General features: G+C 59.7%; 14 protein-coding genes and 3 pseudogenes. 11 read left to right on the top strand and 6 right to left on the bottom strand.

What is annotated here, in order from left to right:
* The first annotated feature begins 18 nt into the window (after positions 1-18).
* Positions 19-282 carry a hypothetical protein gene (locus AC0L2M_RS19785; RefSeq protein WP_473535665.1) on the top strand — a complete coding sequence of 88 codons (264 nt, stop codon included), beginning with the start codon at positions 19-21 and terminating at the stop codon, positions 280-282.
* Between the two features lie 150 nt (positions 283-432).
* Here the strand turns inward: AC0L2M_RS19785 and AC0L2M_RS19780 are convergent, their stop codons facing one another.
* The gene (locus AC0L2M_RS19780) at positions 433-858 is read right to left on the bottom strand and encodes a DUF983 domain-containing protein (protein ID WP_473535664.1); all 426 of its coding nucleotides are present in this window, start codon (positions 856-858) and stop codon (positions 433-435) included.
* 2,807 nt (positions 859-3,665) lie between these two features.
* On the opposite strand from AC0L2M_RS19780, the pseudogene AC0L2M_RS19775 reads away from it, so the two are divergent.
* From AC0L2M_RS19775 to AC0L2M_RS19765, 3 genes and pseudogenes are all read left to right on the top strand, one after another.
* Positions 3,666-4,113: pseudogene (locus tag AC0L2M_RS19775) on the top strand (DUF2243 domain-containing protein).
* A gap of 117 nt (positions 4,114-4,230) precedes the next feature.
* The gene (locus tag AC0L2M_RS19770; RefSeq protein ID WP_473535663.1) at positions 4,231-5,013 is read left to right on the top strand and encodes a Crp/Fnr family transcriptional regulator; all 783 of its coding nucleotides are present in this window, start codon (positions 4,231-4,233) and stop codon (positions 5,011-5,013) included.
* The gene (locus AC0L2M_RS19765; RefSeq protein WP_245430160.1) at positions 5,013-5,297 is read left to right on the top strand and encodes a DUF6894 family protein; all 285 of its coding nucleotides are present in this window, start codon (positions 5,013-5,015) and stop codon (positions 5,295-5,297) included. Before AC0L2M_RS19770 ends, AC0L2M_RS19765 begins: the two co-directional genes overlap by 1 nt.
* 77 nt (positions 5,298-5,374) lie before the next feature.
* Here AC0L2M_RS19765 and AC0L2M_RS19760 read toward each other — a convergent pair whose 3' ends face one another.
* The 3 genes from AC0L2M_RS19760 to AC0L2M_RS19750 all read right to left on the bottom strand — a co-directional run bounded on the left by AC0L2M_RS19760 (position 5,375) and on the right by AC0L2M_RS19750 (position 6,695).
* A complete protein-coding gene (locus tag AC0L2M_RS19760; protein ID WP_141246631.1) occupies positions 5,375-5,614 on the bottom strand; it encodes a hypothetical protein in 240 nt (79 codons plus the stop codon).
* The gene (locus AC0L2M_RS19755; protein ID WP_065008840.1) at positions 5,583-5,801 is read right to left on the bottom strand and encodes a hypothetical protein; all 219 of its coding nucleotides are present in this window, start codon (positions 5,799-5,801) and stop codon (positions 5,583-5,585) included. The genes AC0L2M_RS19760 and AC0L2M_RS19755 overlap by 32 nt, the downstream gene beginning before the upstream one ends.
* 219 nt (positions 5,802-6,020) lie before the next feature.
* Entirely contained in the window at positions 6,021-6,695 is a 675-nt protein-coding gene (locus AC0L2M_RS19750) for a Crp/Fnr family transcriptional regulator (RefSeq protein WP_473513645.1), read from the bottom strand.
* A gap of 1,895 nt (positions 6,696-8,590) precedes the next feature.
* Between AC0L2M_RS19750 and AC0L2M_RS19745 the strand changes: the two genes are divergently transcribed.
* Positions 8,591-9,523 carry an alpha/beta fold hydrolase gene (locus tag AC0L2M_RS19745; protein WP_473513620.1) on the top strand — a complete coding sequence of 311 codons (933 nt, stop codon included), beginning with the start codon at positions 8,591-8,593 and terminating at the stop codon, positions 9,521-9,523.
* 1 nt (position 9,524) lies between these two features.
* Here AC0L2M_RS19745 and AC0L2M_RS19740 read toward each other — a convergent pair whose 3' ends face one another.
* Positions 9,525-9,866: an acetyl-coenzyme A synthetase N-terminal domain-containing protein gene (locus AC0L2M_RS19740; RefSeq protein ID WP_065008838.1), complete on the bottom strand. Its 342-nt coding sequence runs from the start codon at positions 9,864-9,866 to the stop codon at positions 9,525-9,527.
* A gap of 604 nt (positions 9,867-10,470) precedes the next feature.
* Here AC0L2M_RS19740 and AC0L2M_RS19735 point away from each other — a divergent pair.
* The gene (locus tag AC0L2M_RS19735; RefSeq protein WP_473535662.1) at positions 10,471-11,415 is read left to right on the top strand and encodes an alpha/beta fold hydrolase; all 945 of its coding nucleotides are present in this window, start codon (positions 10,471-10,473) and stop codon (positions 11,413-11,415) included.
* Between the two features lie 27 nt (positions 11,416-11,442).
* Here AC0L2M_RS19735 and AC0L2M_RS19730 read toward each other — a convergent pair whose 3' ends face one another.
* Positions 11,443-11,931 (bottom strand): Lrp/AsnC family transcriptional regulator, encoded by a 489-nt coding sequence (locus tag AC0L2M_RS19730; protein WP_473535661.1) that lies wholly within the window; start codon positions 11,929-11,931, stop codon positions 11,443-11,445.
* Between the two features lie 127 nt (positions 11,932-12,058).
* Between AC0L2M_RS19730 and AC0L2M_RS19725 the strand changes: the two genes are divergently transcribed.
* From AC0L2M_RS19725 to AC0L2M_RS19705, 5 genes and pseudogenes are all read left to right on the top strand, one after another.
* Positions 12,059-13,078 carry a 1-aminocyclopropane-1-carboxylate deaminase gene (locus AC0L2M_RS19725; protein ID WP_473535660.1) on the top strand — a complete coding sequence of 340 codons (1,020 nt, stop codon included), beginning with the start codon at positions 12,059-12,061 and terminating at the stop codon, positions 13,076-13,078.
* A 54-nt stretch (positions 13,079-13,132) separates the two neighbouring features.
* Positions 13,133-15,529: a transketolase gene (locus AC0L2M_RS19720; protein WP_473535659.1), complete on the top strand. Its 2,397-nt coding sequence runs from the start codon at positions 13,133-13,135 to the stop codon at positions 15,527-15,529.
* A gap of 381 nt (positions 15,530-15,910) precedes the next feature.
* Positions 15,911-17,559 (top strand): annotated as a pseudogene (locus AC0L2M_RS19715) (acetoacetate--CoA ligase); the annotation flags it as partial.
* Positions 17,560-17,659: 100 nt separating this feature from the next.
* A pseudogene (locus AC0L2M_RS19710) lies at positions 17,660-18,259 on the top strand (recombinase family protein); the annotation flags it as partial.
* Between the two features lie 573 nt (positions 18,260-18,832).
* Complete coding sequence (locus AC0L2M_RS19705; protein WP_473535658.1) at positions 18,833-19,402, top strand: NAD(P)H-dependent oxidoreductase; 570 nt, start codon at positions 18,833-18,835, stop codon at positions 19,400-19,402.
* Positions 19,403-19,424 lie beyond the last annotated feature (22 nt).

Genomic DNA, 19,424 nt, shown 5'->3' with positions numbered 1-19,424 from the left:
CGCTGATCAGTCCGGCCCTTGCCGGAGAGCACGGCGACCAATGCCGTTACCTACACCACGCCATGGGGCACGATCGATGGCGGATTTGTTCCGAACGTGCCTATCCGCGTCTTCACAAAAACCGGTGCGGATTGGACGCGCAAATACACTGGGCTCATCGAAGCCGCCAGAGAGCTTGAGGTCGAGAATGCGATCATCGACGGCAAGGCTTCAGGGACACGCCGGTCCACTGCCCAAAGAGTTGAAGAAACGGCCGGCGAAGCAGTGGGCCAGAGGCGGTGAAGCTGCATATCGAGCACCTCCGCGGCGAGCACGGTTATATCCGACACGGTTCCGTGCTGGGAATCAGCGACGAATGGGAACCGAGGTAGTTGGGAGCATTGGCTGGCTGAAAAGGTGCGGCAGCTCTACATACGTCCTTGGCCCATAGCTTCACGTATTCGGCGGCTGCTGCCGATGGCGCTCAGCTTCGGCTGCATGCCATTCTCGGTCGATGGAGCCTTCCTCAGCCTTGTGGAAGTACTGCGAGCAAACAAGCCAGCCTTTGAGCGGTCTTAGCAATGCAACACACGCGCCAACGGTGAGGGGTAAGGTTGTGATCACATGCATCCAATAGGACGGCTCATACGTGAACTGAAACCATAGCGCGAAAGCCAGCGCCGGGAATGCCACAATCGACATGGAAAAGAAGGCCGGGCCATCAGCCCGATCGGCGAACGAGAAATCCAATCCGCATACATCGCAATTCTGCGCCAGCTTGAGATAGCTGCTGAACAGATGCCCCTGTTGGCAGCGTGGGCAACGCCCTTTGATACCGGTTAGGACGGGGTTGGTCGTTTCATTGTAGTAGGTAGGCATCCTGCAAAACCACATCGCCCCGGCATTGGTTCCGAGGCAGGCTGCGTCCTTGTTGGGGTTTCGGCGTCGAGGAGTAACTGGTTTTGCTCGCGCCAATGTCGCGTAGATAGCGCAGCTTAAGGAATCTAGCAAAACCCCTAGCTCCGCTCGCCGAACTCTGTCCCGTTCCAGGCGTCCAGCGACGATCGTCGGGTGGAATCTGGATGCCTGGTGCGGCCGAACTCACGGCCAATTTGAAATCCCGCGTAAATGAACAGCCGCTGGGTTCGAACAGCGCGTAATAACCGATGGCAGGCGTCGAACGTGCGAACATTTTGGCGCGGCAAGCTTCCGTTCCCATAGGCGGGAAATTCAATCAATTGCAGGAATCGAGCGGTAGCTGTTCGCCTACCTCAGTGGACGCAGACAGTGGCCACCAACAGCACTGCAGGATCCATGTTGAAACACTCTCCAGATCGCTGCCGAATAGCTGGAGCCAAGCGTCCTGCGCGCGGTAGGCGATAACTTCGCGCTGAGCTCGGCCGCTGAAATGCGAACGATGAACTCTGACGCCGATGCAGTGCGCCAAGCACGATCTGGGTGCTTTTGGTCTCAACGAGATTGCGATAGGCGGCAATACATGGGATCGCGGTTCTGGCGTCATTCCCTCATAGCGGTAGCAGCTCGTACATGAGCGCGGATGGCAGTGGCGTCTCTGATCTCCATTCGGAGTTGGGCGATCTCACCGCGCAAGACGACCATTCGCACCCGATGATGCGTAAGGCTGGCACGCAGAACCCGCGCTAGCTCGGTCTCGTTAAATGGGTAAATTTCGCCCATGTAGCACGGCTTGTCGGGTATCTGCTAATTGGGTCTGTCAAAGGCGGCGCTCGTCAGCTTTGTTTTCATCGCGTCGCCTTCCGCCAGCGGCCGATCGCGCCCCGGCCTCGCTGCAAAACCACCGTTCACCTTTTGCTCGAGGTAATCAGCGTCTCATTGTAATATTCTTGGCCTGGTACACGGTAGATATGCTCACCAGAGTTCACGCCGATGTTGCCTTTAAAGTTGCAACCTGAACCGAGAAGGCTGACGCCCGTCGATGACTCGCGGACCGTCTGCAGGAATAAAGCTTCGGCCCTAGATCACGGCGCAAGAGACGCGCTTCTCTCAGGATCGAGGCACGATCAAGTCCGATCAGCGATACAATGCCGCGTATTTGCTGCTCGGTGGCACCTGTTTCCTGCGCAAGTGAGCGTACATAGTCGTCTGTCAGGCGGGCCCGCCCTGCTTCTTCTGCCATCAGACAATGCCTTGCGTTCGGGGCAGGAGTCCGATGGTCGCTCCCAAGCGTCAGCGCCCATTGTGTGTGGCTGGCGATCTCACACTGTACCGACTTGCCTAGGTTTTATCCAGATGGAAGCGTGCTCGCCAGCCGCGGATGCCCTGGCCATCGAACTCGCCAAAGCTACGAGCACGGAATCGTCGGCAGGTTTCTCGACAAAAGTTCCGGCCTTGAAGGCCTCACCTCGGCCCTCGATGTCCGTGGCACTATAAATTACAAAGGGGATGTTGCGGGCCACGAGTTCTTCAGCAACCGAAGAGCTGACGCCGTCCTGCAAGAGCACGTCCAGTATAACGGCGTCCGGCTCAACCAGGGCCAAAATTTGTCTTGCACGAACGCAACTCGGCTCCGAGGCTACCGCAAAGCCGGCCTGTTAAGGGAGGCCTCGATCTCAACGACGATAATCGGCTCGTCCTCAACAATCAGTGCTAGTGGCTTTCTCATGTGCTCCTCCTGCTGGGCAGGAGCACGACGTGCGCTGACACCACGGCAATCAGTTCATAAGCCTATCCGGATCAGAGTGCATGCTCATTTGTTAAAGCGAGCGAAAACACAGCGCGCACAAGAGACATGGAGCCAGGCTGTCATGCGGTCGCCGACTGCATGCTGGATGCTGGATGCTGGACGGAGCGCTCGCTGCGGCCGAGCGCCGCCGGCAATAAGGTCGAGGCGCGGCTCGCGATCGCCCGCGCAATGATGCGTGCCGGCCGGCCTATTTGAGTCACGACTGGTCTCAAAAGGCGTACACCTTCACAGGTCGCCCGCACCTCCACGGCAAAGCTGGCGCTCGCGCCGGCAGGAGATCGAAACCAAGACTATTCGTCTTTCTTCAGCTCTTCAGCTTCGTCCTTCAGCCGTTGCCAGTCTGCGCCGTGCTTGCGAAGCAATGCCCGCGCCTGTTTGGGCGTCACATCTGTCACCTCCGCCAGGTGCTCAACTTCGAGTTATGCACCCTTCTTAACTCGGCTCGTGTCGCTCGTCCTCTTGTCCGCCATCTGTTGCGTCCTCCTGACCCACGGTCAGTGCAACGGATGTTCAACGTTGTGGTTCCGCCCCTGTGGAACTAACTGCCGGCCGTGTAGTTTTACCGCCGAATGAGATCCCAAATGCTTCGGTTCTTAATCGGTCTTGGCGCGCTGTATGCGGCATTTCAAATCGGCCGGGAGTTTGGCCGCACAGACGCGGAGGTCATCCAGACTCCACCCGACGATCGTCGCACGACGCCTGGAAACGGGGCAGAGTTCGGCGAGCGGAAATAGGGGTTCTGGTAACTCCTCAAGCTTGCGCTATCTACGCGACATTGGCGCGATTACGCACTTATTCGATTCTAGGCGATCGGCTTATATTAGCCAGCCTGAACGGAACGTGATTCCGCTGGGCTGCGGCAACGAAAGTTGGTCGTCGGCATTGCGCTTGTTCGCCCGAGGAGGAAGTAACTCGTGCCAAGCCTAGATGCGAACCCCGCCGGTTTCCCACGCTTGCAGGCATTCTGTTTGGCCTTGGTTTGGGCGGCTTTTTCGACGGCATCGTCTTTCACCAGCTGCTCCAGTGGCACCACATGGTAACGAGCGCCGGCTATCCCGCCGACAGCGTCGAAAACCTACGATTCAACACGCTCCTCGATGGCCTGTTCCACGCCGCCACCTATCTGTTCGTTTTTGCTTGGGCTGCTCCTGCTCTGGCGCGCCGCGCATCAATCGCACCTTTGGTGGTCGGGAAAGATGCTGGTCGGCACAGTGCTTATCGGATTTGGCTTATTCAACCTCGTCGAAGGGCTGGTGGATCACCAGATCCTCGGCATCCACCATGTCAACGAGACCGTCCCGCGGGAGCAATGGATCTACTGGGATTTGGGTTTCCTGCTTTGGGGTGCGCTGATGTTGGTCGGCGGGTGGAGGCTGTGGAGGCAGGGCAGGCGTGCCTCGCCAGGCTAGTTGCGTTGAGGTGCCTGCCCAGTTCAGCGTGATCGCCGCGCAGATGCCAGATGCGCAGCTTCATCTCGGGCGTGTCCACCTCTTATCCGCATCAGCAGCGTGGAACATCTGAGGCGAATGCAAGTTCGGCCGGTAACACTCACGGAGGTAACCAAGTCTTTGTGTCCAGCTTTCTCTTCGGACGTGCTCATCCGCAAGCTGCGTGGCATCGCTGAGATCAGCGATGATGACGCCGCAGCCTTAGGAGGCCTCACGATTCAGGAGAAGGATGTTCCGGATAACAGGGATATCCTCATAGAAGGCGATCGGCCAACCAACTCATTTGTCCTCTTGGACGGCGTAGTATGTTCATACAAGCACACAGGTGAGGGAAAGCGGCAGATCACCAGCTTCTTTGTCGCCGGCGATCTCCCGGATCTGCACGGCATCCATCTCACAGTCATGGATTGCAGCTTCTCCAGCATGTCGCCGGGCAGATTGGGGTTAATCCGCCACAGCGCTCTTCGCTCGATTTGCGAACAGCGCCCGCGCGTTGCAGCCGCGTTCTGGCGATCGACCCTGATTGACGCTGCAATCTACCGGGAATGGGTCACCAACGTCGGGAGACGGGACGCCTACGCTCGTATGGCCCACCTGTTATGCGAACTCATTGTGCGGTTAAGGTTTGCTGGACGCATTGAGGACCACGTCGCGGATCTGCCGATCACCCAGGCAGCATTTGGTGATGCGGTGGGTTTGTCCGTGGTTCACGTGAACCGCACGCTTCAGGCGCTACGAGGCGACGGGCTGATCGCGATGTCAGGTACAAAGTTCCGTGCCGTCGATTGGCCGGGTTTGGTTCAGGCAGGGGACTTTGATCCGACTTACCTGCACCAGAAGGACCCGGACGTGGCATTCTAATGACGGAAGCCAATATGCCAAGGTATTTCTTTGATAGCGGCGATCGCCAGCATCTCGTGGAAGACAATACGGGTCTGGAATGCGAGGGGATTGAGGCAGCGCGCAATGCAGCCGTCGAAGGATTGACCGAGCTGGCAAAGGACGAACTGAAAGGTCCCGATGGGCAGCAACTCATCATGGATATCAGAGACGAGAGTGGCAGAAAGGTTCTGAGGCTTAGCCTGTCGCTGGTGATCGAACCGCTTGAGGTAAATGCCGTCTCGCCGACATCCAACAAAGATTAACCTCGACGTCGCGGGTGAACAATGCGGAGCCGGAGCACCAGCGGCTAGTAGCTGTCCAGTGAACGAGGACCGGGCTTTTAGCCGACCTCGCGGATCAAGGCGGTGCGGGCTTTGCCGAGCGATACGAACAGCCGATCTAAAAGGCCTTCGTCCACTTCGGAAGCCAGGCCGAACCGCCGGTCGTGCTCAACGATCCTGTCTTGGATCGACACGAGGATTTCATACCGAGCGACAAGGCTCGTCAGGACTTCCTGATGTTGAGAGGTCAACGCTTCTCTTTCCGCGCTACAATCGGGCATAGAGTCGAAGGCGTTCATAAAGAACTGCCGTCTCGTCAAATTCGCCATCTGAGAAGAGTTCCATTGCGCTAACGCTCAGGCGCTCCGCCTGCTCGCTACCGACGGGAATACCTTCCTCAACGCAAACACGATCAAAGACCTGCTTCAACAAAGTCAGGTCACTAGGAAAGGCAATGCCACTCTTTGCAGACTTAAGGCCGACCATATGCCTTTCCTCTCATTGGGGCGGAATCGCGTTAGTCGCTCACCGCGGGCGATACCCGAGAGTGATTAGCGCCGATCGGAAGAGGGTAAGGCAATGGGCGCAGAGAGTCATGAAAAACGTTTGTACGTTTTTATCAAATGCCGTGGCTCTTAGAAACCAAGTGCGACCTTCCGATGTCTCGGCATACAGGAGACGGCCGCCGTGACCGTTGCCCTGAGATCATGTGGATGCCGGATCACCGATCAAGCGGGCATACTCTGCCTCCGGCTGCCCATATGAGCCGTCTGCCAAGGCGATGAGCCCATCTCGGTCGCGGACAATAACCTCTCCACGATTTGACCTGATCAGGCCGCGGCCCTCCAGCAACTGAAGTGCCACGGTGACGCCCGGCCGTCGTACTCCCAACATGACTGACAGGAACTCATGGGTAACCGGCAGCCGGTCGCCTTCTATGCGGTCGTCGCACATGACCAGCCAACGTGCCAGCCGTTCTTCTATTTTCAAGCGCGCATTGACCAGGGCGGTGTAGCTCGCCTGGATATGCGCGTAATGCACATAGCGCAGCAGAAACAGCCGCAGCGTCGGGCTGTCGGAAAGCGCTTCATTGAATGGCTCGGCGTCCATGCTGAGAACCTCGGCCTCCACCTGAATGTAGCAGTCGTGCGGGGATCGATCGCTACCCATGATCAGCGCCGAGCCGGTCATGCCCTCGAAGCCGATGAGGCGAACCTCGGCATCAATCACCGGACGAAGCTTCGCCACCACCGAGCCGATTCCAGCCTCAAAGAAGTGGACGGCCTCGATCGCGGCGTTTGCGGTTTCGAGCTGAGTTCTCAGAGGCAGAAAGCTGCTTTGAAGGTGAGGCCTCAGCAATCGCAGGTCGGCCGGAGCCATGCGCCGCAGCAAATGATTTCTATATGCAGTTTCTGGGCGGCGAGTTGGCTGCGGGCGGGCGCGGTCCTTTGAAAAGACGAGGCCAATTTTTGAGGTGTTGGGGCTGCTCATAGCTCCCTCCCGAATTGGGGCGGAAGCACGATGCTCGCTCACAGCCAGCGATGCCCGTGAAATCTATCGCCGATAAGAGAAACCTACGCCGATCGGCGCGGAGAGTCGATGCTGTCTGACTGGTCGACACCGATGGCTTACGTGGATGCCTCATGCTGCCGGGAAACGGCACGATGAACCTTTAACTGTCCAGGCAAGCAGTGCGACGCCGATGGCGTAGGAAACCAGAACAACCCGCCAACCCGGCCCAAGGCCTGTGTCTGCCAAAGCGGCCACTCGCTGAGAAGTCGCTTCATGCCGGCGAACGCACACGCCTGGTGTTCCGTGCGGGCAATAAAGCCCGCGCCCCTGGAGGGAGAGGACGCGGGCCGATCGGTGCATCGGGCCGATCTGCAGCCGTTCATTGGGAGGGAACAATAGCTGCACGTGCCGAACTTTCGTGTCGAGCATGTGTTCCTGAAGTAGGGCAAAAAACTTGCGAAAAATTAGGATCGCAACGTACAATACTCGCGAGGCCGGCACACACCGCGTCCGCAAAAGTATTGGAACCGTTACAGGGATTGCGCATTACAACCGTAGCGGTCGATCCCTCGCCAGGATATAGCCGCGAAGGTGCTCCTCAAAGGCCCGCTGCGGCCCCTCCCGCGGCGGGCTTTCTTGTTGCCGATCGGGTGCCTCTTCGGTTTGCCACTATTGCAGCAGGACGATCGGATTGAGCCTTAAGTCGTTGCTCTCGCAACCGAGTCGCCTTCGCACCTCTTGCGCCGCGCTCAACCTGTGAATGCCCGTGCAGCATCCGTGGTGCGCTCCTGTCTGTCGTGTTTTTCTTTGTCCGTTACGCCTCTTCTTTCCCGCTGGTTTGTCCTCCGATCTGTCGGTACAGGCGCCTTTTGGCGAGCGGTTAGGCCGCACTTGCTGAGCCGGCGGATGGCGCATTGTCGGAGGCCCTCGCTCTTGACAGCGCCTCCTGAAGCCGAGCTTCCTGTTCGGGTGAGAGTGAGGAGCGGATGATGCGCCCTTTGAACCGGGAGAGCTCCCGGCGCACCGGAACTGCGCCCGCACCAAGCGCCGTGACCATGGCTGACAATCCGGGGAATCCGATTTGGTAGCCTCTTATCGAGGCTCTTCCCGCTGCATAGAACGGATGTCGGCCGCAAGATCGTTGCACTCTGCGCTCGCAGCATGCGAAGCAGCCTGCGCCAGGGCTTCGTTCCAGACTGCACGTGCGACGCGATCCGTTTTGAGCAACTCCTGAACATCGACTGCACCGATCCGAAGCGGCGGGCGGATCGCTCTCCAGGCTTGCCTCGTAGACGGGATCGTCGACAAACTGCTCGCTATTTTTTCCTGCCATCTCGCATCCTCTTCTTGTGCGTTAGCTCAACAAGGGCCGGAGGTCCCTCGCCTTATCTACGGGTGCGTTGCATCTGCTCGGATCGGCAATGGTGCGACCCGATTTCTATGCTGCGCGGTCATGGTTGGGATCCCCTCGGTGCCAAACGTCTTAACCTGCGTCCCACTCAAAGTTCCCCTTTGAAAGCTCAGACGAGCGGAAAAACAAGCTGAACCTCTTCAGGAGGAACAACTGACGATCAGGTGGGTTAGGCTGCCGCCGAGAAATCGGAGCTATTCAATCGGAGAGCAAAGATGCACTTGGTAAGCGGCGCGCCGACATGCGCGGCAGTTCGGCAACAGCAAGGCATGTCGAGAGTGGTAACGTCTGTTCACATTGCGCGCGGTGGCCGCTAGTGGTCCGCGGCACTAATAAGGCAACAGCAGCCGCCATGCTGCTTGGCGCCGGGTTGGCTGGCCTTGCGTTGTACAACGGCGCGCGCGCCAAACGCGCGCTTTTCTCGCATCTGTCGGGGCGCTTCGTCGAGGCGGCAGGAGTACGCCTGCACGTCCTTGAGCAGGGCAGCGGGATGCCGTTGATCCTGCTGCACGGAAACGGCTCGTCGGCGGAGGATTTCAAGACCAGCGGCATCTTCGACGCGGCGGCTAGGAAATACCGGGTACTCGCCTTTGACCGGCCGGGCTTCGGCAGGAGCGCGCGGCCGCGAGGCAAATGGTGGACGGCGGCCGCGCAAGCCGATCTCATTCATGCCGCCGTCGCACAGCTTGGGATCGAAAGATATCTCGTTCTAGGACATTCCTGGGGTGCGTCGGTGGCTATCCAGCTGGCGCGCCTTCGTCCCGCCTCGGTCGCCGGCATCGTGCTTGTTTCCGGCTACTATCATCCACCGCCGCGCCTGGGCCTCGCACTGGCGGCGCTGCCGGCCTTGCCTGTCGCCGGTGGTGTTGTCCGCCACACTTTGCTGCCGCTGCTTGTGCGGCTTACCTGGCCGCTGGCCATGGCCAAGATATTCCGCCCCGGCATAATCTCTGCAGAGTATGCTTCATCGGCAAAGGACGTCGCCAGCCGGCCCTCGCAACTGCGCTCGATCGCTGCGGAGTCGGCATTGATGCTGGTCGCAGCACTGGCCGGCGGCCGCTCCGCCCGGTACAATGAGCTGTCGCTGCCCACCGGTATTGTTGCCGGCGCTGGCGACCGGCTGTTCGACGCCCAGGCCGAGGCTGTTCGACTGCAAGCCGAGATTCACGGTTCCTTTGCCGATATCATCCCGCAGGCCGGCCACATGGTCCACCACGCTGCACCGCAAGCTATTCTCGCCATGATTGACAAGGTCGCCGCTGCGGGCGGCGGGGACCCTGCATGATCTACTTCACCGCCGACACGCATTTCAGCCACCCGCGCGCGGACCACGCCGGCAAGATGCGCAGGAGGTTTTCGGCGAAGTTCAGGCTGGCGTCGGGGAAGAAGCGAGCGTGGAGCATAACATCGCCGTTGATGAGATCGCGTGGCCCGGGCTGTCCAATCACGCCGCAATAATCCCAGACGGCAGACCAGAAAGTGCCGCGTTCATCGATTGACCATTGATGAAACGCATCATGGTCGGGTAGATCAGCCTTGTAGGTACAGGTGCAGAATTCGCGAAACCTCGTGATTGCGCTCGTGCGAATCTCGTCTGTGCTGGGCTGAAATAAGGGTGAGTCGATCATCGACGAGTTCCTTTGAACCAAATGTTATGCGGCCGCGGTGTAGATAACAGGCCGATGCGTCGCAGGCGCCCAACACCACCAGATTTCGCCTTAGTGCCACTAGGTGCCTTCTCGGCGTTTAACCGAACAGATTAACGCCCGCGTCCCGCGGCTCGCCGCTTCCCACAGCTGATGCGCGACCATCTCCCTTGCAATCCTTCGGCCGATAATCCGCTTTGTCGGCTACCTCGAGGCGGCGCCCGGCGCGAACGGGGGTGCTGAAGGCGGCCGGACACCACCGCACTGAGCTGGGCCAGCTCTCATCGACCTCATGCTGATCGAGTAGCCTGCTCATCCATCGGGGCGCGCATCGCTTCGGCGAGTTCAAAACCCGCCGCGAACAATCTCATACTCCTGAATGATTCTTCCAATTTTTATTGGTTTTCTGCGCGATCAGAACATTCTAACGGCTCTATTAGCTCAATTCATAATATCCAGCAGTAAACAATGAAAGTACATTTCAGCCGCTGTTCGTTAATATCCATGCCATCCTGCGCCTTCGCGGCGGCAGGAGAGACGTCCGTGTGGTCAGATCGACGGGCTCAGTCGATGAAGGAGAAATGAAATGGACAAAGATGAAACCTCGAAGAAAGCTGCAATGACCCGACGCGAGGCGATGCTGGCCGGAGTAACTGCCTCCGCCGCGGTGCTGACCGCCAGCATAGCTGCGAACGCACAAGAAAAAGCCGCTGCGCCCAAGCTGGTTGGCAAATATCTGGCGGTCGAACCTGGTGTCGATCTCTACTACGAAGAGGCAGGCGAAGGCCCTGCGATCGTCTTCGTGCCGGGCTGGACGTTAACCACCAGGGTCTTCGAGCATCAGTTCGCACATTTCGCCGCGACCAACCGGGTGATCTCATTCGACCCGCGCAGCCACGGCCGTTCGACCGTAACGCTGCAAGGCAACAACTATGCGACCCACGCACAGGATCTGGCTGCGCTGCTCGATCAGTTGAAAGTTGAGAAACCCGTCCTCGTCGGCTGGTCCGCCGGCGCGCTGGCTGCATGGCACTATGTGAGAAACAACGGCACCGACAAGCTCGCCGGCTTCGTCAACATCGACATGCCGCCGGTCGGCACGACGACCGAACCCGGCGTCTGGATCGAAGGCGGCTTCAAGGATCTCGCTGGCTTCTTTGGTGGCGTTCAATCCCAGAAGGGATTGCGTGACGTCATCGTGTGGTATGCCGACAACGTAATGATCCAGAAGGATCTCACGCCGGAAGTCACGGCATGGCTGCTCGAGCAGTCAAATGCAGTGCCGGCTCTGATCGCGGCGAACCTCATCGCCGATGTGTCCTTCGCCAACTACCTGGCCGAGGCCAAGCTGGTGGACAGCAAGATCCCCTCGCTGCATGTCGCCGCTGAGCACTGGTCGGCGGTCGCCAAGCCGTTCATCGCCGCGAACTGCCCGAAGTCAACGTTCGAGTCATTCGGCGGCCACATGATGTTCTGGGAGTATCCCGAGAAATTCAACGCAATCCTGTCGAAGTTTGTGAAAAAGACCTGATCGGTCTCATCGTACCTCCTGGTCAAGTCAGAACGAAAGGCGGGCGTTCTCCTTGACCTCCTTCATGACGAAGAAGGTGCGCGTCTGCCGGACGCCCGGCAGCGCGATCAGCTTCTGGCCGTGCAGCTTGTTGAAGTCCGCCATGTCGCGGACTCTGATCTTCAGGAGGTAGTCAAAATCGCCAGCGACGAGGTTGCAGTCCAGTACGTCCTTCATCTCGAGCACGGCGCCTTCGAAGGCGGCGAAACTCTCCGGCGTCGAGCGATCGAGCACCACGCCGACCATGACCAGAGCGCCGAGACCGACCGCCGCGGGCGCGATATCGGCGCGCACACCGGTGATGTAGCCGTCTTCGAAAAGTCGCTGCGTGCGCCGGTGGCAGGTGGCCGCGCTGACGTTGACGCGCGTCGCGAGCTCGGCATTCGTCAGACGGCCATCATTGTGCAGCGCGCGCAGGATTTTGACGTCGATACGGTCCAAAGCGCCTGAGACAGAATCTTCCACTTTCAGGCCCATCGCTAAGGTGAACTTTCGGAAAATCTATCAGAGCGCTGGTAAATATGGAATACAGAAGCCAAATTTCGAGAGCACCTTCCGCGAAGAAATGTCTACAGTTTGCTCACAAATTCACGGAGACGAGCCGATGTCCCTTCTCGACAGATTCGATCGCTATCCTCTGACTTTCGGCGCGACGCCGATCGAGCATCTACCACGCTTGACAGCGGCGCTGGGCGGCAAGGTCGAGATATATGCCAAGCGCGAAGACTGCAACTCCGGTCTCGCCATGGGCGGCAACAAGTTGCGCAAGCTGGAATACATCGTGCCGGATGCCATCGAATCGGGAGCCGACACACTCGTGTCCATCGGCGGCGTGCAGTCGAATCATACCCGTATGGTGGCCGCGACCGCGGCGAAGATCGGCATGAAGTGCGTCGTTATCCAGGAGAAGTGGGTGCCCCACTACGACGCCGTCTACGACCGCGTCGGCAACATTCTGATGACCCGCCTGATGGGCGCTGACACCCGCCTCGTCGACGACGGCTTTGACATCGGCATCCGCAAGAGCTGGGAAGACGCCATCCAGTCGGTGAAGGATGCCGGCGGCAAGCCCTATCCTATCCCGGCCGGCGCCTCTGTGCACAAATACGGCGCGCTGGGCTATGTCGGTTTCGCCGAGGAAGTGGCCGAGCAGGAAAAGGAACTCGGCATCAAGTTCGACTACATCGTCGTATGCGTCGTCACCGGCTCGACCCAGGGCGGCATGATTGTCGGCTTCGCCGCGCAGGACAGGGCCGACCGCGTCATCGGCATCGATGCGTCGGGCACGCTTGATCAGACCCGCGCGCAGGTTCGCTCGATCGTCGACAAAACGGCTGACCTGATCAGTCTCGGCCGCAAGGTCCGGGAAGACGAGATCGTCATCAACCCCGACTATGCCTATCCGGCCTATGGCGTGCCGTCCGAAGAGACTAACGAGGCGATCCGGCTTGCCGCGCGCACCGAGGCGATGATCACCGACCCGGTCTATGAGGGCAAATCGATGCAGGGCATGATCGATCTCACCCGCAAGGGCTTCTTCCCGGAGGGCTCGAAGGTGCTCTACGCGCATCTCGGCGGCGCCCCGGCGATCAACGGTTACAGCTATTATTACAAGGAAGGCTGACCCCCCGCCCTGGGAATCGCCCATACCGGTCTCGCAGTTGGCATCGGAGTACAGATGACATCTTCTCAGCGACAGCACCTCCAAGACCTCGAGCAGCGGCTTCTGTGGCTGTCGCATTGGATGATCCACAACGCCAATCATATCCGCCCCAAGGTGGATGGCATCAAGATCGGCGGCCATCAGGCGAGTTCGGCCTCGATGGTGTCGATCATGACGGCGCTCTACTTCTCAGCACTCAAGCCTGATGACCGCGTCGCGGTGAAGCCGCATGCATCGCCGATCTTCCATGCGATCCACTATCTGATGGGCAACCAGACGCGGGAGAAGATGGAGAACTTCCGCGGCTATGGCGGCGTTCAGAGCTATCCGAGCCGGACCAAGGACATTGACGATGTCGATTTCTCCACCGGCTCGGTCGGGCTCGGGGTCGGCATCACGGCGCTGGCCTCCATCGTGCAGGACTTCGTGAAGGCGAAAGAGTGGGGCGCGGACTTAAAGCTCGGCCGCATGGTCTCGCTGATGGGCGATGCCGAACTGGACGAAGGCAACATCTACGAGACGCTGCAGGAAGGCTGGAAGAACGACCTGCGTAATTGCTGGTGGATCATCGACTATAACCGCCAGTCACTCGACGGCATTGTGCGCGAAGGCCTGTTCGAGCGCATCGAGAAGATTTTCGACGCCTTCGGCTGGGATGTCGTGAGGGTAAAATACGGTGCCTTGCAAAGCGCGGCGTTCGACGAGCCGGGCGGAAACAAACTGCGCGACTGGATCGACCGCTGTCCCAACCAGGAATACGCAGCGCTGACCTTCATGGGTGGCGCCATCTGGCGCAAGCGCCTAATGGACGACCTCGGCGACCAGGGCGACGTGTCGGCGCTCATCGATCACCGCAGCGACGCCGAACTCGCCGCGCTGATGGAAAACCTCGGCGGAAACTGCGTGGAGAGCATGGCCGACGTGTTCGCCTCAATCGACCACGACCGGCCGACCTGTTTCCTGGCCTACACCATCAAGGGCTGGGGTACGCCTATCGCCGGTCACAAGGACAACCACGGCGGTCTAATGAACAACAAGCAGTTCGCTGACTGGCAAGCCCATATGGGCATCGCCCCGGGCCAGGAATGGGAGCCATTCGCCGGCGTCAAGGATGTCGCCGGGCTGAAATCCTTCCTGGCCGACGTTCCGTTCTTCTCGAAACGACGCCGCCGCTATGATGACGCCCGTCTCGACGTGCCGTTGATCGAAGTCGACACGTCGCGCGAAGTGTCCACTCAGACCGCCTTTGGCAAGATCCTCGACGACCTCGCCAAGGGAAAGAGCGTGCTGGCCGAACGCATTATGACGACGTCGCCAGACGTGACCGGCACGACGAGCCTCGGGCCATGGGTCAATCGGCGCAAGCTGTTCGCACGCCAAGCAATGGCCGACGCCTTCATCGAGCATCGCATTCCTTCGACCGCAAAATGGGAATTCACGCCGACGGGCCAGCATGTCGAGCTCGGCATCGCCGAGATGAACTTGTTCCTGCTGCTCGGCGCCGCCGGCCTCAGCCATTCCCTCTTCGGCAAACGACTGATCCCCATCGGCACGGTTTACGACCCGTTCGTGTGCCGTGGTCTAGATGCTCTCAACTATGCCTGCTACCAGGATGCGCGTTTCATTATCGTTGGGACGCCTTCCGGCGTGACGCTGGCACCAGAAGGCGGCGCGCACCAATCCATCGGCACGCCGCTTATCGGCATGAGCCAGGACGGCCTTGCCGCCTTCGAGCCGGCCTTCGCCGACGAGCTTGCCGTCATCATGGAATGGGCCTTTGACTATCTGCAGCGCGACGGTGAAGGCAACCGCGATGAGCGCACCTGGTTGCGCGACGAGACCGGCGGCTCCGTCTATCTGCGGCTGACCACCAAGCCGTTGGAGCAGCCGGTGAAACGCGTCGACGATGCGTTCCGTCAGGGTGCAGTCGATGGCGCTTACTGGCTGCGCAAGCCAGGGCCGAACTGCTCAGTCGTCATCGCCTACCAGGGTGCGGTTGCCGATGAGGCCATCGCCGCCGCCGGCATGATCGGCGAGACGAGGCGCGACATCGGGGTGCTGGCGGTGACATCGGCTGACCGGCTCAACGCCGGCTGGACCGCTGCGCAGCGCGAGCGGGCGCGCGGCAATGCCAATGCGAAGAGCCATATCGAGACGCTGCTCGACCCGCTCCCAGGCAATTGCGCAATCGTCACCGTCATTGACGGCCACCCGGCGACACTGTCATGGCTTGGCGCTGTCGTCGGCCGCAAGACGATCCCACATGGCGTGGAGCATTTTGGCCAGACAGGCACGATCGGCGACCTCTATAGCCACTTTCGCATCGATCGCAACGCGATCATCGCATCGGTCAATGCACTCACTGAGGGGCGACCAGCGAAATTTGATCCGTTGGTGCTGTCTTTTCCATAAAACTTTACAATGTCGAAAACGGCCTAGAGCTGCCGGTGCGGGGCTATCTGCTGTCCAGCATCATCGGCGTATCCAGCCAGATAATAAGGCAGGATCGGTGATGCGAGAAGCGGAACCACAGCGATTGCCGGTATGTTTGCCGGCCGTTGCCAACGAGCTTCTGTCGTCCTGGATCGGCCGGCACGCTGCCTTTCACGGGTTCCACCACTCGTGATGCTTCGACATTGCTTGCCGGAGGTCTCCTCATTGCAAGCAACCGATCTCCATCTGAACGGTGATCAGGAAATCCGCCTCGCCAACATGTTCGCCACCGAGCCGGCCGTGGTGCGTCGAATGACCTCCACAAATGTCGCGCAATCATCGCATCGGCTCATCAAGCACGGTCCCCAAGACGCGCTGATCTTCCGTGGTGGTGAGGACAAGATGAGCTATCGCTGGAGCTGGGATCAGCTCCATTCCACCGTATCCAAGCTACAGCAAGCCTTCCGCGCGATGGGCATAGGCAAGGGCGACCGTATCTCGGCCATGATGCCGAACATGCCGGAGACAATCGCCTGCATGCTGGCCGCCGCCTCGATTGGTGCCATGTGGTCGTCCTGCTCGCCCGATTTCGGCGAGCAGGGCGTGCTCGACCGCTTCGGCCAGATCGAGCCGGGGCTATTCATCACCTGCGATGCCTACTGGTACAACGGCAAGCTGCAGGACGTCTCCGACAAGGTCCGGAACGTCGCGCCCAAGCTCGGCTGCCCCGTCATGGTCGTGGGTTACGCCGGCGACGCCGAATCGCTGGCCGCATCGCTCGCCGATGGCCGCATGATGGATGCCGCGACCATCCCCTTCACCGCGAGGCCCGTGGAATACGAGCCGCTGACATTCGCCCACCCCCTTTATATCCTGTTCTCCTCGGGCACGACCGGAGTGCCAAAATGCATCGTTCATTCTGCTGGCGGCACGCTGCTGCAACACCTCAAGGAACACCGCTTCCATTCCGGCGTCGGCGATGGTGATCGCCTCTTCTAGTTCACGACCTGCGGCTGGATGATGAGGAATTGGCTGGCCTCGGGTCTGGCGAGCGGCGCCACGCTCGGCTCGCCCTTCGCGCCCTCGGGCAATATCCTGTGGGACTATGCAGCCGAGGAACGCTTCGCCATCTTCGGCACCTCGGCCAAGTATATCGATGCGGTGCGCAAGGGCGGCATCGAGCCGCTCAAGACACACGATCTCTCCGACTTGCGCCTGATCACCTCCACTGGCTCGCCGCTTTCGCCGGAAGGTTTTTCATTCGTCTATGAAGGCATCAAGCCGGACGTCCAGCTCGCCTCCATCTCCGGCGGCACCGACATCGTCTCCTGCTTCGTGCTCGGCAATCCGATCAAGCCGGTCTGGAAGGGCGAGATCCAGGGGCCGGGCCTCGGCCTCGCAGTCGACATCTGGGACGATGAAGCAAACCGGTCCGTGGCGAGAAGGGCGAACTGGTCTGCACCAAAGCCTTCCCCTCCATGCCAGTGGGTTTCTGGAACGACCCTGATGGCGCCAAATACCGCGGCTTATTTCGAGCGCTTCGACAATATCTGGTGCCAGGGCGATTTCGCCGAATGGACCGAACACGGCGGCCTGATCATCCCGGCCGCTCGGATGCGACCCTCAATCCCGGCGGCGTGCGCATCGGTACCGCCGAGATCTACAACCAGGTCGAACAGCCCGATGAAGTCGCCGAGGCCATCTGCATCGGCCAGGACTGGGACGACGACGTCCGGGTTATCCTCTTCGTCCGTTTGGAACCGGGCCTGACGCTCGACGCCGATCTCGCAAACAAGATCAAGACCAAGATCCGTATCGGTGCGTCACCGCGTCATGTACCGGCCAAAGTGATCCAGGTCGCCGACATTCCGCGCACCAAGTCCGGCAAGATCGTCGAGCTCGCCGTGCGCGAAGTCGTCCACGGCCGGTCGGTGAAGACCAAGGAGGCGCTGGCCAACCCGGAAGCGCTGGAGCTCTATTCCGGGCTGGAAGCACTCTGCAGTGATTAATAAGCGGTCTGGCGCAAACATCATAGCCACTCGAATGTATTTCGGCATCACGAAGCAAGTAACGACGGGGTTGTAGCAGCGGAGTGGCGCCCGCCTACGAATTCCGTTTCCTTATCAGAAGCAATCTCACTTTGCAGATTGCAAAGCCTATGCCCGCGTCTCGACCATCGGCCAGACGGTTTGACAACCAGATCTTGGAATCCCAGTCGGCGGGGCTTCCATGTCGAATCCCGTCGCATCGTCTCCGAAACCACCTCCGGCAGCACTGCCATTGCCCAGCGGTCAGGCTTCCGCCGCCTGATTGATCGTTTGGAGCATGGCGATGTTCTGGTCGTCACCAAGCTTGATCGTCTCGGTCGCGACGCGATTGGAGTCAGCACCACCGTCGCTCAGCTCGAGGAGATGGGCGTGAAGGTTCACTGCCTCGCACTTGGCCGCGTCGATCTGACAAGCTCAGCCGGTAAGATGACGATGAACGTCCTCAACGCTGTCGACCAGTTCGAGCGGGATCTTCTCGTCGAACGCACCCAGACCGGCCTCGATCGCGCCAAGGCTGAAGAAAAAACACTCGGGCCGTCCCGTCCGCCTCAACGCAAAACAACGCGCCGCAGTGTTCGACGGACTTGCCAACGGAAAAGGCGTGTCAGCCCTTTGCCAGGGAATCCAAACTAGCAGGCAAACGATCATGCGGGTCAGGGACCTGTGCTTGTCGTTTCGCCCTCCCGCAAACGACCCCAGGATCCGGAACTGCTGCTCGAGGTTTGGGAGCAGTTCAGAACGACGATCGTCTTCGTTACGCATGATATCGACGAAGCCTTGCTGCTTTCGGATCGAATGTCGTCATGCAGGCACAGCCAGGTCGCATCCACGAAGAAATCACTGTGGCCTTCGAGAGGCCGAGGACCACGGACATCATCGCGTTCCGCGAGTTCTTGCGTTTGAAGCAACGTTTCCTACAGCTGCTTCGTAGCGACAGGCGGGGGGATACCCTGGCCAGGCTGTCGCCGCTTGGTGATTTGAGCTGTGCTTCGCGGATTCCCCTTCTCGGCTAAATTTCCAACTGCGAGCGCGCCGCCGCTGATCCGGCGTGCGTTTGGCGCCGCATCCCGCTCCTAAACCGTCAACCCCTTTGCCATGCGGCTAACGCGCCGTTTTTCCCACTGACGTGAAAACATCAGAATAAAGTACCTTATCTCTACAGATTTTATAGAATATCGTTTGCCTTGATTTGGTGCTGGCCTAGCGCGCATGCAAAGTGTGGGAGATTGATGACTTGGCACGATTATCGGTTCTCGGAATATCGGGCGGCGTAAGCACGCCTTCCCGCACTACGGCGGTGGTGAATGCGCTGGCCAAGGCGGTCGCGTTGCGTGTGCCTGCAGACACCGGTCTGATCGAGATCACGGAGGCAGCACCCTCGCTATTCGCCGGGCTATCGCGCGGCGCACTTGGCGCATCCGGCGAAGCGATCATCCAGCGCGTCGAGAAGGCCGATTTGCTCGTGGTCGGAACTCCTGTTTATAGGGCTTCCTACACCGGCGCCCTAAAGCATCTGTTCGACCTCGTCGACTATCGTGCGCTGACCGGCAAGACCGTGCTTCTCGCGGCGACCGGCGGCAGCCCATATCATGGCCTGGTGCTCGAACATCAGCTCCGGCCATTGTTCGGCTTTTTCGGTGCCGTCACCGTCCCGACCGGCGTCTACGGCGCGCCCGACGATTTCATCCATGCCGAAATCGTCGGCGCCGCGATCACCGAGCGCATTTCACGCGCCGCTACTGAAGCGGTTTCCTTGCTCAATTCCAGTCATGCAAACGCTGCCGTCGCCACGCGCGTCGGCTGAGCCAATCAAAGGGGAAACGACG

The organism is Mesorhizobium sp. WSM4806 (genome assembly GCF_055811635.1).
Note: the sequence above shows the minus strand (reverse complement) of the source record. Positions and strands in the feature narration are given on the sequence as shown.

Coding starts and splice junctions, on each gene's coding strand:
- AC0L2M_RS19745 (WP_473513620.1), top strand. CDS start 8,591: ATGCTGCTTGGCGCCGGGTTGGCTGGCCTTGCGTTGTACAACGGCGCG.
- AC0L2M_RS19760 (WP_141246631.1), bottom strand. CDS start 5,614: ATGAACGCCTTCGACTCTATGCCCGATTGTAGCGCGGAAAGAGAAGCG.
- AC0L2M_RS19755 (WP_065008840.1), bottom strand. CDS start 5,801: ATGGTCGGCCTTAAGTCTGCAAAGAGTGGCATTGCCTTTCCTAGTGAC.
- AC0L2M_RS19730 (WP_473535661.1), bottom strand. CDS start 11,931: ATGGGCCTGAAAGTGGAAGATTCTGTCTCAGGCGCTTTGGACCGTATC.
- AC0L2M_RS19735 (WP_473535662.1), top strand. CDS start 10,471: ATGGACAAAGATGAAACCTCGAAGAAAGCTGCAATGACCCGACGCGAG.
- AC0L2M_RS19725 (WP_473535660.1), top strand. CDS start 12,059: ATGTCCCTTCTCGACAGATTCGATCGCTATCCTCTGACTTTCGGCGCG.
- AC0L2M_RS19780 (WP_473535664.1), bottom strand. CDS start 858: ATGCCTACCTACTACAATGAAACGACCAACCCCGTCCTAACCGGTATC.
- AC0L2M_RS19770 (WP_473535663.1), top strand. CDS start 4,231: ATGCAAGTTCGGCCGGTAACACTCACGGAGGTAACCAAGTCTTTGTGT.
- AC0L2M_RS19720 (WP_473535659.1), top strand. CDS start 13,133: ATGACATCTTCTCAGCGACAGCACCTCCAAGACCTCGAGCAGCGGCTT.
- AC0L2M_RS19750 (WP_473513645.1), bottom strand. CDS start 6,695: ATGGCTCCGGCCGACCTGCGATTGCTGAGGCCTCACCTTCAAAGCAGC.
- AC0L2M_RS19740 (WP_065008838.1), bottom strand. CDS start 9,866: ATGATCGACTCACCCTTATTTCAGCCCAGCACAGACGAGATTCGCACG.
- AC0L2M_RS19765 (WP_245430160.1), top strand. CDS start 5,013: ATGACGGAAGCCAATATGCCAAGGTATTTCTTTGATAGCGGCGATCGC.